Raw genomic sequence first — 16425 nt, forward strand, 5'->3', positions numbered from 1 at the left:
GTCGGCTTTTTTACTTTTTAGATTACTCCATAGGCCAAAAATTCTGGGTTGTGAGTGTTGAACGAAACATATTTAGTGGCAGCCACTTCCTTGGATAAAGACAGTTGTACCACGCACTTCGTATTCGGCACTGATAGAAGCACATACTAAGTCCAACTGCTTGTACATGGAGAGGCCGTTTAAATCGCCCGTGAATGCGCAGTGGTTGAGCACAGGATTGGCCACCACAATTTCTACTCCATATATCTTTTGGATGAGTGCCAATACTGTTTCGATGTTTGCTTCTTCAAATTGAAAGTCGGTGGAAGCAATATCAGGAACTATAACCTGTGGCATTTCCACAATCTCCTGTCGTATGGTTTTTAATTCGTTATCAAAGAGTGCTTTTTGATTGGGGGTTAATATCACACCGTTTAATTTTTTAGACAGCTCAGGCTCTTTGGCATAGACCGAAACCCGCCCCGTTTTTACGGATACCTCAATCATTTTTCCGTTAGGTTGTGGACTAATACGAAAACTTGTGCCAAGCACTTCGGTTACTAAATTGCCTGATTGAACCAAAAAGGGTATTTTTTCATTACGTTTTACTTGAAAAAAAGCTTCTCCTTTTAGATACACGGTTCGGGTTTGTTGATTGTAATTTTCGTCGGTAATGATGCTGGCGTTTTTGGCAAGAATCACAATACTACCGTCGGGTAGCACCACTTTTTGCTGCGAACTATCAATGTTTTTGGTCTCAATACCGTGCGTAGGTTGGCTGACAATTTCTGGCGATGGATGATTTAGGAATACAAAATACCCAATGACCAAACTAATACAAGCAGCAGCAGCACCTACCCAAATCCACTTTGAAAGTGACCTTAGTTGGCCTTGCGCTACGGGCATGGCATCGGCCTGGATGCGTTGCCAAAGCCGAGTATCTATGGCTTGAAGTTCGGAACTGCTTTCAAAGATTACCTTATCGTCGTGGTGATTGAAGTGCAAATCCGCCCACTTTTCCATCAAAGCGATTTCGGCGGGAGAGCATTCACCCTTCATAAATTTGTCGGAGAGTATATCAAACTCATGCTTTGTCATCTGGACGAAATTTTAATTATCTGAATGAAAATCCTGCAAGTATAATCGCAACATTTTCAAGGATTTAGTGATGTGGTATTCTACGGCTTTTTCGGTCAAATCCATTTGAGAAGCAATTTTCTTGACCGGTAGCTCTTCTATTTTGCTCATCTTGAAAATTGTGGCGGTTTTTTCGGGCATTTTCTTCAAGGCTTGTTCGATTGCCTTTGACAACTCATTGACATTGAAAATCTCGTTGGCATCTACTTTCTCAAACACCTCATGCAAAATCTGGTACTCACGGTACTTGCGAAGATTGATTTGGGATTTGATGAATTTGTTAGTCAAATTGCGGGCTGCGATAAAGAAATATACTTTCAGATTTTGAATTTGAGATTGTTGGCGATTTTGCCAGAGGCTCAACATCAAATCATGCACGATTTCTTCGGCTTCCTCCCTTGAACCCAATTGCTGATACACAAATCCATAGAGCTGACGCCAATACCTCCGATAGATTACTTCAAAGGCTTTCGCATCGTCATTTTTCAATAAATCGATCAATATGTCATCAGTTAGATTGGAGTAGTACATCTGTCAACTATCGTTCAATTTTGTTTAAGGTTCACCTTATCCCCCAAATCCCTAAAATAATTTCTATTTTTATTTTAAAAAATACCAAAATACTCGAAAATAGCTCATTTAGGGCCATAAAAAAACAAGATAGACGAAGTAATAAACCTAACTTCGTCTATCTTGTTTTCTATTCGCTACCTTAATGTTATTCTATCAAAGTCCTTTCAGATATGCCAAGCTCAAAGGCACTTGTTCGGGGGCTTAAAGGTCTTCAATGTCATAGTACTTAATTTTGGTATTTTAGCACAAAGTGGCATACCTCTTCTTCAAAAAATTCATCATAAATACATTGATTTCCCACTGACTCGCCACGGGTTGTTGGGTATAGGGCAATACAGGCATGTAGGTAGCGGGTCCAAACTCAGTGTTCATCGTCAGTTGCGTTCCTTTTTTTCGGTGTATTTCCACGATTTTATCCCACCATTTCAGGTGGGTTTCAAAGGTTTCTTTCCACTCAGGAGCCCGAGGGTCATTTACTTGAGGGCCTTCGGGGTGCCCGATGCGGGTATGGATATGGTCAGCGTGGTGTAAAGCCAACTCCACGGCTTCAGTTTGGTCGGCCAAGAGCGATTCGTGGACATTACACCAATGTGAAATGTCCAGCGTGATGCGTAAGTTAGGAAGGGAAGTAAGGTAAAGTTGGGTAATGTGTGCAGCAAAAAGACTTTTACCACGGTGGGTTTCGTGAATAATTTTCACGCCTGTTTCTTTGGAAATACGTTCTGCAATTTCAAACAAATGTTTATTTTGCTCAAAACTGAAATAGTCCTTGCCCGTTTGGCAGTTGACCAAAATAGGTTGGGCTTCAATGAGATGACGGAGGTATTTCTCGTAGTTTTTGGCATGTTCGCTGAGGTCACGCTCAAACGATTGGTAATATTGCCCAATAAACTTGAGGTCGAAGTCTCTTAATATATCAAGAATCGCTTGTTTTTCTGTTTTTTCAAGAGGCAATGCCATTTCCACCCCATCGTAACCTGCCTCTTTGACGTTTTTACAGAATAATGCAAAAGGTAATGTATTACCCCATGAAGGAGCAAAGAATTTAATATTCATGCTATTTTTATTGTTGAGTAAAATTCACATTTTAATTGTGAAAAGTAGAACTCCAACGCTTGCTTCCTATAATTTAAGTAAGGTTCTACACCTCACGATTTGTTTTGTAGACTTTGAAAAATTAGGTAGTCAGGGTACTACCTAATTTTAGTACGTTCAATCTACTTATTTCACCAAAAATTCAGCCTCATCAGTAATACTCACGGCTTTCTCTGCCAATAAATCTCCTGCAAAAGGCTCAATCGGAGTATAACTGCTCGCATGAACGTCTTTGTAGGGTTTGTTAGTTGCCAAATTATAGGCTGTAATGATTGACCAACGAGGCTTATCGGAGAGGTTTGCCGCCGAAGCATGGAGGGTATTACAATGAAAAAAAGCCGTATCGCCGGGGTTCATTTCTAAGTAATCCAAGGGCATAATTTTCAGGGCTTCATTTACCTTCTCCATATCTGCCCCTACCTGTTCACCCGCAAAACCATGCTCAACCCGCCCCATTTTGTGCGAGCCTCGAATCATTTGCAAACAGCCATTTTCTTTCGTTGCGGGAGTAAGGGCAGTCAGAACGCTTAACATATCAGGAAATAGAAACCCGTTGTTTTTATACCAATAGCCATAATCTTGGTGCCACTCCCAAGCGCCGCCTGTTTTGGGCTCTTTCTGCATCAATTTAGAATGATAATGAGCGGCTTTTCCTCCCAGTATCTGCTCTACCCCTTCTATAATTCGTTCTGAGCGAGCAAATTTACTGTACAGGCTTTCGTCCAACGAATACCATAGCGCTAGTTTGGTTTTCAGGCCTGAGGCATCGGTGCGGTCATAGCTTTTTTTGCTCATTACGTCATCATCAATGGCAATTTTGTAAAGCAAATCTACTTCTTGCTGCGTGAAGAAGTTACGAACTACCACGTAGCCATCACGTTGGTAGGTTTCGAGATGTTCTTGGGTAAATTTCATGATTATATCTATTTTTAAGATTTTACAGCATCAATATTAGGGACTATCAGATGAATGATGAGCAGGGCAATCCCATACATGGAAGCAGCCACCACAAAAAGACTTTTGTAACTACCCGTAGCTTCGAGCAAATGCCCCGTGGCGGAGGCCATCAACATCCCACCCACCGCCCCCGACATACCTATAAACCCCACCACGGTTCCGACATCTTTTTTGGGAAAAAAGTCGGTAGCCAACGTGTACATATTGGCCGACCATCCTGTGTGTGCCGCCATTCCAAGACCAATCAGCAACACAGCAGGCCATAGTTGAGCCATACCCGATACCCAATAAATGGGAATAACAAGCAGCGCACAGACGAGCAGCGTGGTTTTTCGAGAAGCATTGAGACTCCAACCCATTTGTAAAAATTTGGACGAAAGCCAGCCGCCACCAATACTTCCTACATCGGCAATCAAATAAGCCACAATAAGTGGAACACCGATTTTGTCTAGTTGGAGCCCGTAAGTGGTATTTAAAAACTTGGGCAACCAATACAGAAAAAACCACCAAATAGGGTCAGTCATGAATTTTCCGATGGCAATTGCCCAAACTTTACGAGTTCGGATTATTTCCCATAATGAGGCGGATTTTTCGTCATCAAAAACTGTATCCGCTTTTATCAGGTTCGCTTCTGCTGCATTGACCGACGGGTGATTTTCGGGGTTGTGAACCATTTTTATCCAGAAAAACAGCCAAATGAACCCAAGCAACCCAGTGAGAATAAAAGCCCACTGCCACCCAAAATTGAGCGCAATGACGGGCACTAACAAGGGCGCAGCGATGGCCCCGATATTGGATCCTGAATTGAAAATACCCGTTGCCAAGGCCCGTTCTTTTCGGGGAAACCACTCGGCAATGGTCTTAATGGCGGCCGGAAAATTGCCTGATTCGCCAATGCCCAATGCCAATCGGGCTATCCCGAAACCCATTGCTGTGCGAGCCAAGGCGTGACTCATGGCCGCCAACGACCATACAATGATGGAGAGAATGTATCCTCGTTTAGTCCCTAGAAAATCAATCAATTTCCCAGCCAACAACAAACCGACTGCATACGAAAGCTGAAATGCCGTGACGATATAGCCGTATTCTATTTCTGTCCAGCCAATTTCTTTTTGTAATTGCGGGGCTAAAATGGCCAATACCTGACGGTCAACGTAATTGATGGTCGTGGCAAAAAAAAGTAGAGCACATACCCACCATCGCATGAAAGTAGGTTTTTGCGGAGGTGAATACTGAGTTTCTAATTTCATTTTTCGTTTTCTAGGCGGTTTTTATACTCTTTCCAAACCGAGATTGTATTTTGAACTAACAGTGGTTTGTCACCTTTTATGTTGTAACACTGTACCCCAATAGGTACACTCATTTTCAGGTCTTTAATGATGTATTTCAACAAACCATAGGTATCAAAACTACCGCTTCCCAAGGGCAAAATATAATCATCCCATATCGTTTTTTGCTGAGTTATCACGTCGTTAGCCCCACAAATAGTAACCATTTTAAGATAAGGTTTGAGTTCTTTCAAGTGGGGTTTCAGTGCCAAGCGTTCTGAATTTGAAGTAGTGGCCAACCAATGACACAAATTAAAAGTCAACCCCACATTTTTTCGATTGATTTGCTTAATCAACGTCAGGGCATGATCGGTTCGCTCTACATAAAACCCGTGATGAGGATAGAGAGCCACTTGCAAACCGGAAGCCTTGGCCCAATCTGAGATTTGGGTCAGTAATCTTACTGCCAATGTATCTGCCTCGTGAGACGAAGGCTTAAACGAAGCAGTAGCAATGATAAAGGGGGCAATGATGGTCTTGCTTCCTTTGAGTTGCTGAATGTATTGTTCTAAACGCTTATCTATATACGGTTCTTTTAACTCAATTCTTACGTAAAAATAAGACCCCGTAAATTGATGCTTATCAAGGGCGGCTTTCATGCCTTCAAAACTTTGGGTTTGATTGATTTCGATGCCATCAAAACCCGATTTTTTGATAAATTCTACCTGTTTATCAAAGGTATTGTAGGTACTGTCGCCCCGAATGATGTTGTGCAGGGTAAAAAAATCGTTTTTGATTTTTTGGGCTAATGCTATTGTTACACATCCTATCCAAAAAAGAAATAAAAACTGTATTCTGAGTGCCATTTTTGTTTTCTTTTTGCCAACGGTTAAAGCAGTTTTACATTGCCCATTCTTTCCTTGCCAATGGAGCCGCCAGAAGCGCATTGGCGTAGTTATTACCCTCAAACAATTCTTTTTCGGGATTCCATTTCAGCTTCTCCCCCGCTCCTACCTGAGCTGCAATGAGCCCAATTTGTGAAATCGAAATGGTACGATGTCCTACTTCAATAGGTTCCAAGGTTTTGCGGTTTGTTTTTATAGCCTCGATAAAATCAGTCTTATCCCACGGCGTTTTTGACAGATCCAACTCACTACCTGTGGGTTTAGAATCCAGCACTTTTGGATTAGAAGCTGTGATTTTACCAGGATACCCCTCTACGTGAATCCATCCCTCTGAGCCGATGTATTTGATGGATGGTGCGCTCGTTGGGGTTTGTTGACAGGTCATTTCCACGCCGTTGGCGTAGCGGTATGTTACCTGAAAGTTAATCATGGTATTCCAGAGGCTTTTGGGAAATTCGCCTTCCCCTTCTACCTCGACCGGGCCTGAATACTCACTGTTGTTAGCCCACTGCGCTACGTCAAAATAGTGGGCTCCCCAGTTGGCAATCATTCCTTGGGCATAGGTATCTACTCGCATCCAATTGGGGCGTTTTAAGATATCAAAAGGGGTATGAACGCGCATATCAGTATAAGGCACATAGGGCATCGGGCCAAGCCACAGGTCATAATTAAGTTCTTTCGGAATAGGCATATCTGCCTGTGAAGGGATGGGAGTGGGATCGGAAGGAAACTGTATTTCTATCTTTTGCAGCTTTCCGATTCGCCCATTTCGTACCAATTCTACCGCCTGATTTTGTGGGCGAATAGAACGGAACTCACTGTCGGTACGGTTTATAAGCGGTGCGCTGGCTCGGCTATACTTATTGAGGGCTTCTACCAATTCCCTCCCCTGATGCACACTCATGCTGAGGGGTTTTTCGCAACTGATGTGTTTTTTGGCTTTGGCTGCCAAAATGCCCATCGGTACATGCCAATAGTCTGGTGTAGAGATCATCACAGCATCAATGTCTTTTCGGGCGATAATCTCCCGAAAATCCACATAGGTGGCACAACCTTTGTATTTGCCGCTTGCTGTATTTTTGGCATAGTGGTCCTCAATGGTTGTCTTGGCTTTGTTTAACCGCCAGCTGTCCACATCGCAGGCGGCTACGATTTGGGCATCGGCGATATCCAGCAGGCCGGGAATTTTTGTTCCAAGGCTTTTTTGCTCGGCACCCTGTAAATTTTGTCCATAACCCTGTCGACCGGTACCGATCAGGCCAACGGTAATTCGGTTGGAAGGGGCATTTTTCCCAAAAACTGAAGCGGGCACTATGGTGGGAAAGCCGACAGAGGCCGTAGCTAAAGTGGTATTTTTGAGGAAATTTCGGCGGTTCATAATTCTTTGAGTTTAATGTTTTTGAATGCAACGCTGTGTCCGTGGTCTTGTAATAGAATATGTCCTTCGGAAATGGTAGTAAACCCTTGATAATCTTTGAATTTACTATCCCGAACACCCTGTTTGAATGAATTAGAATTTCGGTCAACATCTAGCACTTTTATACCGTCAAGCCAATGTTCGATGTGATTCTTTTTCACCACAATTTTGGAAGTATGCCACACCCCTATTTTGGCATTGGGCTTTTTGGCAGCAACAACATCATAAATGGAAGCGGTTTTGAGGTCTTGCGGCAAAGGCTTGCCATTGTAGATATAATCAGCATCATCAATGAGTTGGTACTCATATCCCACCTGTGACCCTTTTTCAGGCTTGGGCTGCCGCTCTTCGATAAAGTACTTTACCCCAGAGTTTCCCCCTTTCCCTAATTTCCACTCAAAAATCAGTTCGAAGTCATCGTACTTCCCTACAGTAACTATATCCCCCGCATCCCCCGATTCGGCTCCGTTAGTGAGTTCACCCCTCAGTTCGCCATTAATTACTGTCCAACCCTGTTTTGGAAATTCTAAACTATATGCACCACGCCAACCATTGGTAGTCTTTCCATCAAACAACAAAATCCATCCCGATTTTTTTTCGGAAGCAGTCAAGGTATTGGGAGTTTGGGCATTGCCATAAATGACGCCAAAGACCATAAGAATGGTAAGTAAAGTTTGCAGCCTGAACATAAATGGGTTGTTTTATTTTGCAAAATTCTGATAAAAATCTTCATTATTCTAATGGTTATTTTGCAAAAAATACGGCAATATTTGCAATAAGTTTTCAATAATACTAATTAAAGCAAATATAGATATATACTTGCGGTTGATTTTCTTAACTCAATCAAATCCATGCGACCTAACCTCCTTGCCGTTCCTCAAAATGAAAGTAAGTCGTTCGATTTACGCCATGAGGTTGTTGCTTATTTTACCAATCCTTGGCATTTTCATCCCGAATTAGAATTAAACTACGTAGTAAAAAGCTCAGGCACACGCTTTATCGGACAGAGTGTAGAACGCTTCGAAGGAGGCGAAATCATCCTCATTGGCAAAAATTTACCTCATTATTGGAAAAATGATGCCCTATTTTACCAACCCCAACCGCTCAGTTCGGCAGAGGCTATCGTAGTGCGATTTTCTGAAGATTTTGCAGGAAAAGACTTCTTTCATTTGCCCGAGACCCGGGCTATCCATTCACTTTTTGGGCGAGCCACCGACGGCCTCAAATTAACAGAACCACTCCGAACGCAAATTGCCGAAGAATTAATAAAATTAACCCAAAAAGAGGGGTTTGACCAATTAATCTCACTCTTGGCGATTTTACAGAAAATTGCGTTTTCAAGTGCTGTTGAGGTCATCTCGCCGCATTATGTTCCAAGCCAATTGCTAACCAAAAACAACGACCGGCTCAGTAAAATCATGGGCTATTTGATTGATCATTTTACCGAACCCATCCAACTACTGGAGGTAGCTTCGGTCGCAAACATGAACGAAGCTGCCCTTTGTCGCTATTTCAAATCGCAAACAGGTCAAACTATTACGCAATACATCACGGATTTGCGAATTCGATATGCCTGTGAACTCTTGATAAAAGGGGAAGATTCCATTACCCAGATATGTTTTCAGGTAGGATTCGAAAATGTTTCACACTTTATTCAAACCTTTAAGAAACTACGAAATCAAACCCCGTTCGAATTTAGAAAACGAGGGAAACCGTTTTAACTGCCGTTTAATAGATCATAGAAAACTGATTTCTACCATAAAAACGGTGCCCAAAAGCTCAATTACAAGTCAAGTTTTAACTTTTCTATTCCAATTTTCAGGAAAAACTTGCTAGAATAGTTTAATTTTTCGCTAAATCTCCCCCACTTCTTCGTAAGCGTATCTTTTACCTTTGTATCCAAGAAAGTCTTGTATTATTTTAACAAAAAACATGTCTTTATCTTTATTTAATTTATCAGGCAAAAAGGCATTGATTACGGGAGGAACACAGGGAATTGGTTTTTCTATCGCTAATGGACTGGGAGAAGCAGGGGCTTCGTTGGTGGTTAATGCCCGTAATCCTGAAAAACTGACCCAATGTATTCAGCAACTCCAGGCGAAGGGTATTGATGCAACAGGCGCATTGTTTGATGTAACAAATGCTGAAGGTATCAAAGAGGCAATACAGCATATTGAGACTCATATCGGCCCTATTGATATTTTGGTCAACAATGCTGGTATCATCCGACGCGCTCCTGCCGAAGATTTGCCCGAAAAGGACTGGAACGAGGTGATTTTGACCAACTTAACTGCTCCTTTTTTGGTATCGAAATACGTAGGGCAACACATGATAAAACGCAAAAGCGGCAAAATCATTAATATATGTTCACTGATGAGTGAGTTGGGCCGTGATACCGTGTCAGCCTACGCGGCAGCCAAAGGCGGCATCAAAATGCTGACCCGTAATTTGGCGACCGAATGGGCACCACACAATATTCAGATAAACGGTATACACCCTTCAAGCGTGTTTCATCAGAGTTAGTATTTATTCTAACTCTTAAAGCGGATTCTTAATTGGAAACACACGCAATCCGAATTGACATCGGAGGCGCTGGAAGCCAGAAATACAGCTGCCCCCACCAAATCTTCGGGCGTTCCCCTGCGCCCTGCCGGCGTGCGACTTACAATGTAGCCATTTAGAGGGTTTCCGACTCCTCGGTACGACGTATTGATGGGGGTAGCGATGTAGCCAGGCCCGATATCCCGTTTATTGGCTAAAAAAATTTTATAAATGGCCTCACGATGCTCTAAACAGCCCAAGCATTTACTCCAATCAATGCACGTTCCGTTTAGTTTTCACATTCCTGTTTCAGTAGGTTAAGCCAATTTTGCATTCCTTTCTCTAAGTTTTTATTGAACGATTTTTGAAAAAGCATTGCAAAAAAGCCTTCCATACTTTCATCGACCGAAACCTTCGTCTGCCCCTTGAAATCGGTTAATGTCCAGTTGTGAATGGCAAACATACCAAAAGTTGTGCCTGTCCAGCCGAAGTGTTTATTTGGGTCAACCGTATGAAGCGTTGAATGAATTTTAGCTCCCCCTGTTTTCCAGTCAAATATTGTTTCTGGTTTCAACTCCCCATTCAATTTTGGTTTGCTAATGTCTGTTTGCCAAGTAGCCCAACTGTCAATATTGGTCATCACTGCCCATACTTTTTCACAACTTGCATTGATAGTGATTGACTTACTGCATTTGACCGGTGCGTTGTTGTTGATACTTTTCATGATTGAATTGTTTTGTGCCGATGAACTTGCCGAAATTGTCAAGCTTAGGGTGGTGAATAAAATTGATTTTATGAACCCTCTTTGATTGTTTCGAATTAACAATACAAAGATCAGTACAAAATCAACAGTTGGTCTTGACAAAAATCAAGAAGTTTATCCAGCCGCTTTTTTTCTTAATCTGCTCAATGTTTCAGGTGTCATACCAAGCATGGAAGCCAGGTATTGCAGCGGCACCTGATTAAACAATTCTTTATTGAAATTGAAAAGTTGATTGTAGCGCTCTTCTGCTGTCATTGACAAATGCGTTAAAACCCTGTCTTCCAGCACAGTAAAGCATTTTGCAATAAATAATTTCTCTAACTCAGTCCAACGAGTTACTACTTTGCCAATTTGTTGATAGTCTTTTTGGTCAATCACATAAAGTTCACAGTCTGTCAGTGCCTGAATATTCCATCTTGCCGTTTGATGAAAGACAAAACTAGACAAATCCACCACAAAATAGCCGCTGGTAGAAATCCATTTCGTAACTTCTTTGTCACCAATCAACACATACTCTCTGATTATTCCACGTTGCACAAATCCAAGTTTGTCGCAATATCTGCCTTCCTTCAAAAAATAGTCGTTCTTTTTTAACGTTACCGGTTTGAAGTAGCTACTGATTTTTGAGAGGTCGTCATTACTGACCCCAAAATAGGTTTTTATGTATTTTTCAAGTTCACTCATAGCTTGCTGTGAAGCTCTTCAGGATGATATTCACTCTTCAAGTTTAATTATTTTATTCCTAACATTTTAATAATCGCTCAATTTCTTCTAGCGATTTCCCTTTTGTTTCGGGCACTTTTGCGCGGATAAAAAGGAAATAAACAAAACAGATGAGGGCAAGAATGAGAAAAATTGAATTTGAAGTGGTGGAGGAAGAAACCGCTCTTCTGGAATAATTTCATTGTTACCATGTCCGGGTATCGCTATCGATACATCATTTGTTTTACGATTATTGTATTCTTAGAGTACCTTTGGGATTTTAGAAGAAGTTGGATGTATCCCACTTCTTCGGCATTTATCGTGTACTGTTTACCAATGATCGGAGATAAAAAACAAATGACGAAACCCCAATTTTCAGCGTCTTTTACAGCGGGCTCTTTGTTTGTAAATGAATTCATTGCATTGAGCGATCAACTCATTTCAGAAAACATTCTCGAAATCCTTCGCAATGAGGTCAAACTTAACCATGTACTCAGCATTAAATCTGAAAAGGCACGCAGTCGAGTTGTTTCTGAAATCAAAAAAAGAATAAAAGCGGTCGATGGTTCTTTTTGGCATTTTTTTCTCGAATGCTCCGACCCCGAAAAATACGTAAGCCTTTTTTATGTGTGCATGAAAACCTATGCTTTGGTGTTTGACTTACATTTTGAAGTGGTGGTCAAACGATGGCGTATTTTAGAACGTGAAATTAGCCTCTATGATTTACAGATGCGATTCGACGAATTGGCTTCCCAAACAGATACAAACATCGGTAATTGGACAGAATCTACCCGTAAAGAGCTGATTCAAACTTATTTGCGGATGCTCAGAGAAGCTAAACTACTGCATCAAACCACCTTGATAAAACCCAATATCCCCAATCCTGACTTTTGGAAATACTTCATTCACCAAGGCGATGCTTGGTTTTTGGATGCCTGTTTCCTGACCAAACTTGACAAAGAAGCACTGCTATGACCATTACTGAACTCTACAATCAGCTTGCCGATAAAGATTTTCAGAATCCCATGACCGGGAATCTGTTTTTCCCCGCTTACATGTACGTCTATGATCCCACCGAGGAGTATCAGATCCAAAAGGAAATTCTGTACATCAAAGAAAGGCTGCACCGCCCCGACAACTACCTCAATGTATTGGTACTAGATATTTTTCAGGAGTTGTTGACTTTTCTCCAACAGGAGCGCTTCGGAAAGGTCAGCAAATATGATTTTTATCTGGAGCAAGAGCCCCTTAAATCGGACAAAGTCGCGCTCTTTCTCAAACAGGATGCCAACAGCACCGCCTTTTTTGAATGGCTACATCAACGAATTCAGAAACACTTCCGGGAGTCGGTTGATGCTGAAGTGGCGTATGTGTTTATGATGGGGTTTGGGGCTATTTTTCCGTATTTACGCGCAAGTAAATTCATGAACAATTTTGAAAAATACATTCAGAAGTATAAAATTATCCTTTTTTATCCGGGAGAAGTAAAAGAGAATTACAATTTATTTAAACTCCTCAACGACGAAAACCTTTACCGAGCCATTCATTTGATCAATCAATAAGTATGAAAATTAAAGATATATTCAAAAAACCCCTTGACCGGCCCATCAACCCGGCGGTAGTGGTCAGTAACAAAGATGCCGAAACCGTTTCTGCTGAAATCAAGGAATATATATTTACGGATGAGCTCATTGAAAAACTTTATGTACTGCTCAATACCATTCTCAACAAACGAACCGGAAAAACGGGCATTTGGATCAACGGCTATTACGGTTCGGGAAAGTCGCACTTTATCAAATACGCCCACTACTGCTTTCATCCAGCTACTTCCGAAGAGGCATTTGAGTGCTGGTTAGAGGCGGTGAAAGAGTACGAAAAAAGACATGTTGACGAAATCACCGTCAGTAATGTAGTACTGATCAAAAAACGCCTGCAAGCCACTCAATGTGACGATATTCTCTTCAACGTAGAAGATGAGACCGACGATGCAGGCGGCGAACGCCTCACGCGGATCTTTCTGAACATGTTCAACCGGTACCGTGGCTACAATGCATCGGACATTCCGCTGGCGCTGCTGTTTGAAAAGTACCTCGATAACAAAGGCAAATTTGCCGAGTTCAAAGAAATCATTGCCGAGGAGCTCGGCTACGATTGGGACAAAGACGCCGCTCAGGCGGCGGGTTTTGAATTGGAAAGTATTCTATCCATCGGCAAGCGGCTCATTCCCGAAATGGACACCGTTTCGCTGCACCATAAATTGACCCACCCTGATTCGTACAAGATCGGGATTGCGTCTACACTTATTCCCGAACTGAAAGAATACATTGCTGGCAAAGGCAAAGACTATCGTTTGGTGTTTTTGGTGGATGAAGTATCGCAGTACATTGGCAAAAATCCCGAAATCTTACTCAACTTCCAGAATATCATCGAGCGAGTCAGTCAGGATTGTCAAAATCAGGTGTGGATTGCCTGTACGGCGCAGCAAACCCTAGAAGAAGTGGCGATGAATACCGATACCTCGGGCGACGTGAAGGATGAATTCGGAAAAATCCTCGGCCGCTTTGATACCCGTATTTCGTTGCAGAGCAATGACGCCTCTTACATCACTCAAAAACGGGTACTGGACAAAAGCAGTGACGGAATTCGTGTGTTAAGTCAGCTCTTTCGCGACAAAAAAGACTATATCCAAAATCAGTTCAAACTCCGTACCGACCTCTACAAAGGCTACGAAACCGAAGACGATTTCATCCTAGCTTATCCCTTTGTACCTTTTCAATTCAAGCTCATTTCGCAGGTGTTTGAAGCCTTCCAAAACCTGGGCTTTGTCATCAAAGAGGTTAAAGACAACGAGCGTTCGGTACTGGGTATCACGCACTTTACGACCAAAGAAGAAACCGACAAGGGCCTTGAGGTCGGCGCATTTCTGCCGTTTGATGCTTTTTTCAACAAGCAATTTCGGTCCAACCTGACCCATCGCGGGCAGCGGGCGTCGCAGGCGGCCCTTGATTTTACGGCCAATGATACTTTTGCGCAACGGGTGGTCAAAAACCTGTTTATGATCTCCAACCTCTCGCAAACCATTCAGCTCCGCTTTGCCTCGACGGTGGATAACCTGACAGTGCTGATGATGAACGAACTGGATCAAAACCGGCTGCAACTCCAAAACAAAATCAGGGATGTATTGGAAAAATTGATTGAAAACAGCCTCGTTCGCGAAGAAAACGGCAGTTATTTCTTCTTCAATGAAGATGAAATGGATGTGCAGTCCATCATCAAAAACCTTCCGATCAACTACGAGGAACGCTTAACGGAATTTGATGACATGTTCCGCAAAATGGTCAAAATCACGGGAAAGCACACCTTTGGACAAAACGATTTTAGGGTGGGCTATGCCGTGGAAGACAAGGAGTTTTTGCGAAACGGAGATTTTAAAGTCACGGTTTTGCTCTTGGATGCGAAGCCGTTGAACCAAAAAGCCCTCGCCAACGATACCGTCACCCTTTCCGTGGCGCTCAATGAGTGGTATTTGAAAGATTCCGGCTTGCGCAATGATTTTGAACGCTATTGCCAAACGCTCAAATTTTTCAGAAACAACGCCGAAGCCGCCACCGGAGAACGGACCAATACCATCCAAAAATTCAAAGAGCGCAATACGGCCCTGCTCCACAAGATCAATCAGCGCATTGAAGCACAGTTTGTCGCGACCCGCTTTATCAGCGGCAATCAGATCCTGGAGGCCAATGAAATAACGGGAACCAAGCCCGAAGAACGCCTGAAAAATGCCATCGAAAAGCACCTCGACCGGCTCTATAAATTTCATAAGCTGTCGTTGGACTACGCCCGTACGCAGCAGGAACTCAAGGAGCGCATTCCGCGCGGACTGCAAACTACAACGACTGGACTGACGCCAGCGGAAGAGCGCGTGGAGGAGGTCATTACCAAGTTTGGGGGTGAAATGAACATCGAAGACCTCGTGCGCGAATTTTCCAAACCGCCCTTTGGCTGGCGCTCGGAAGCTTTGTTGGATGTGATCGTGCAGCTCGTGAAGAAAAAACGCCGCGAATTGGTGTACCGCAATGAGCCCCGCTACGGCATCATGGAGTTTATCAACAAAGCCCTCGTCACTTCCGAGCGCTCGGTGTGCGTGATAAAAGCCGGAGAAGAAATCGATCAGGCTACGCTTGATGCTACTCTGCGGGCTTATGCCGATATTTTTAATGAAACCCTGGGCACCTCGACCGACGGCAATGAATTGTTTGATAAGCTGAAAGCGGCCTTCAAAAAACGCCACGAGGAGTATGCCGGCAGCGAAAAAGAATTTTACGGACACTATCCTTTTGGGGTTGTATTTCGGGATTTTCGGGAAAAACTGGCTGAACTCATGGCCGCCCGTGATCCCAAAATCCTCTTTTCAAAACTTCGAGACCAACAAACCGACCTTAAAAAGCAGTTTGACCAAACCAAAGGCGTCGCTGATTTTATTTCCCGAGCCAAAAATGACTACGACGCCATCCGTAAGTTTTACGATACGCACCGCGACAATATCGAAGCCCTCGGGCCTGAATTGCACGAAAAAGCGGATCGCATCGGGGAGTTCCTAAAAAAGGAGGACCCGCGTTTTGATTTCCGCCACATTAAACCTGCCTACGAAGAAATTCGGAAAGCTTTGAAAGAATTTACGGAGTCGCTGCGCACCGAAGTGATAACAATGTACACGGAGATTTTTGTCGAATTGGCCGAGGAAGCCAAAAAGCACAACGTGACCGAATCGGGCGTGTATGCCGACGAAACTCGAACGCTGTATACCATACGTAACACAGAGGCCATCACCCAACTCCAACTGCGGCGCTCGGAAGCGTCGAAATTTAAAACTGATCAGGTCACCAAAATCGTCAACGAAGCCAATCGAAAAGCCAGTTTGACCAACCCCGGCGGAGTGGTGCGCGAAACGCAGGAATATTACCTTTCGGGCAAGGTCACCACCATCTCGACCGAGGCGGAATTGGAAGCTTATCTGCTCACCACCAAAACGGAACTGCTGCGCCTGCTCCAACAGAACAAAGTAATTATCCTTAAATAGCTTGATTT

17 protein-coding genes are annotated in these 16425 nt (G+C 43.0%); 5 read left to right on the forward strand and 12 right to left on the reverse strand.

Features of this window, described 5'->3' with window-relative positions; genetic code table 11:
• Nucleotides 1-72: 72 nt before the first annotated feature.
• The 8 genes from G563_RS0108900 to G563_RS0108935 form a co-directional block, all read right to left on the reverse strand.
• The gene (locus tag G563_RS0108900) at nt 73-1077 is read right to left on the reverse strand and encodes a FecR family protein (RefSeq protein WP_028665022.1); all 1005 of its coding nucleotides are present in this window, start codon (nt 1075-1077) and stop codon (nt 73-75) included.
• Nucleotides 1078-1089: 12 nt separating this feature from the next.
• Nucleotides 1090-1647, reverse strand: coding sequence for an RNA polymerase sigma factor (locus G563_RS0108905; RefSeq protein ID WP_028665023.1), 558 nt, complete (start codon nt 1645-1647; stop codon nt 1090-1092).
• 282 nt (nt 1648-1929) lie between these two features.
• Nucleotides 1930-2745 (reverse strand): sugar phosphate isomerase/epimerase family protein, encoded by an 816-nt coding sequence (locus tag G563_RS0108910; RefSeq protein WP_028665024.1) that lies wholly within the window; start codon nt 2743-2745, stop codon nt 1930-1932.
• A 165-nt stretch (nt 2746-2910) separates the two neighbouring features.
• Nucleotides 2911-3699, reverse strand: coding sequence for a phytanoyl-CoA dioxygenase family protein (locus G563_RS0108915; RefSeq protein WP_037326259.1), 789 nt, complete (start codon nt 3697-3699; stop codon nt 2911-2913).
• A 14-nt stretch (nt 3700-3713) separates the two neighbouring features.
• Nucleotides 3714-4991: an MFS transporter gene (locus G563_RS0108920; protein ID WP_051210842.1), complete on the reverse strand. Its 1278-nt coding sequence runs from the start codon at nt 4989-4991 to the stop codon at nt 3714-3716.
• Nucleotides 4988-5875, reverse strand: a complete 888-nt coding sequence (locus G563_RS36845) for a sugar phosphate isomerase/epimerase family protein (RefSeq protein WP_051210843.1) — start codon at nt 5873-5875, stop codon at nt 4988-4990. The genes G563_RS0108920 and G563_RS36845 overlap by 4 nt, the downstream gene beginning before the upstream one ends.
• A 34-nt stretch (nt 5876-5909) precedes the next feature.
• Nucleotides 5910-7292, reverse strand: a complete 1383-nt coding sequence (locus tag G563_RS0108930) for a Gfo/Idh/MocA family protein (RefSeq protein ID WP_028665027.1) — start codon at nt 7290-7292, stop codon at nt 5910-5912.
• Complete coding sequence (locus G563_RS0108935) at nt 7289-8020, reverse strand: 3-keto-disaccharide hydrolase (RefSeq protein ID WP_084650811.1); 732 nt, start codon at nt 8018-8020, stop codon at nt 7289-7291. Before G563_RS0108935 ends, G563_RS0108930 begins: the two co-directional genes overlap by 4 nt.
• A gap of 162 nt (nt 8021-8182) precedes the next feature.
• On the opposite strand from G563_RS0108935, the gene G563_RS0108940 reads away from it, so the two are divergent.
• On the forward strand, nt 8183-9052 hold the full coding sequence (locus G563_RS0108940; RefSeq protein WP_028665029.1) for an AraC family transcriptional regulator: 870 nt from the start codon (nt 8183-8185) through the stop codon (nt 9050-9052).
• Between the two features lie 211 nt (nt 9053-9263).
• Nucleotides 9264-9854 (forward strand): SDR family NAD(P)-dependent oxidoreductase, encoded by a 591-nt coding sequence (locus G563_RS34080; RefSeq protein ID WP_051210844.1) that lies wholly within the window; start codon nt 9264-9266, stop codon nt 9852-9854.
• A gap of 8 nt (nt 9855-9862) precedes the next feature.
• Here the strand turns inward: G563_RS34080 and G563_RS38830 are convergent, their stop codons facing one another.
• The 4 genes from G563_RS38830 to G563_RS39045 form a co-directional block, all read right to left on the reverse strand.
• The gene (locus tag G563_RS38830) at nt 9863-10132 is read right to left on the reverse strand and encodes an SDR family oxidoreductase (RefSeq protein WP_028665030.1); all 270 of its coding nucleotides are present in this window, start codon (nt 10130-10132) and stop codon (nt 9863-9865) included.
• Nucleotides 10133-10161: 29 nt separating this feature from the next.
• Complete coding sequence (locus G563_RS0108960) at nt 10162-10596, reverse strand: SRPBCC family protein (RefSeq protein WP_028665031.1); 435 nt, start codon at nt 10594-10596, stop codon at nt 10162-10164.
• 153 nt (nt 10597-10749) lie between these two features.
• Complete coding sequence (locus G563_RS0108970; RefSeq protein WP_028665032.1) at nt 10750-11319, reverse strand: Crp/Fnr family transcriptional regulator; 570 nt, start codon at nt 11317-11319, stop codon at nt 10750-10752.
• 58 nt (nt 11320-11377) lie between these two features.
• Nucleotides 11378-11491 (reverse strand): MFS transporter, encoded by a 114-nt coding sequence (locus tag G563_RS39045; RefSeq protein ID WP_157585200.1) that lies wholly within the window; start codon nt 11489-11491, stop codon nt 11378-11380.
• Nucleotides 11492-11547: 56 nt separating this feature from the next.
• Between G563_RS39045 and G563_RS0108975 the strand changes: the two genes are divergently transcribed.
• The 3 genes from G563_RS0108975 to brxC are packed head-to-tail and all read left to right on the forward strand — an operon-like array spanning nt 11548 to nt 16417.
• Nucleotides 11548-12312 carry a BrxA family protein gene (locus tag G563_RS0108975; protein ID WP_084650812.1) on the forward strand — a complete coding sequence of 255 codons (765 nt, stop codon included), beginning with the start codon at nt 11548-11550 and terminating at the stop codon, nt 12310-12312.
• Nucleotides 12309-12899: a BREX protein BrxB domain-containing protein gene (locus tag G563_RS0108980; protein WP_028665034.1), complete on the forward strand. Its 591-nt coding sequence runs from the start codon at nt 12309-12311 to the stop codon at nt 12897-12899. The genes G563_RS0108975 and G563_RS0108980 overlap by 4 nt, the downstream gene beginning before the upstream one ends.
• 2 nt (nt 12900-12901) lie before the next feature.
• Nucleotides 12902-16417, forward strand: coding sequence for a BREX system P-loop protein BrxC (gene brxC / locus G563_RS0108985; RefSeq protein WP_028665035.1), 3516 nt, complete (start codon nt 12902-12904; stop codon nt 16415-16417).
• Nucleotides 16418-16425 lie beyond the last annotated feature (8 nt).

Source organism: Runella zeae DSM 19591, from assembly GCF_000423565.1.
Taxonomy (GTDB): Bacteria; Bacteroidota; Bacteroidia; order Cytophagales; family Spirosomataceae; genus Runella; species Runella zeae.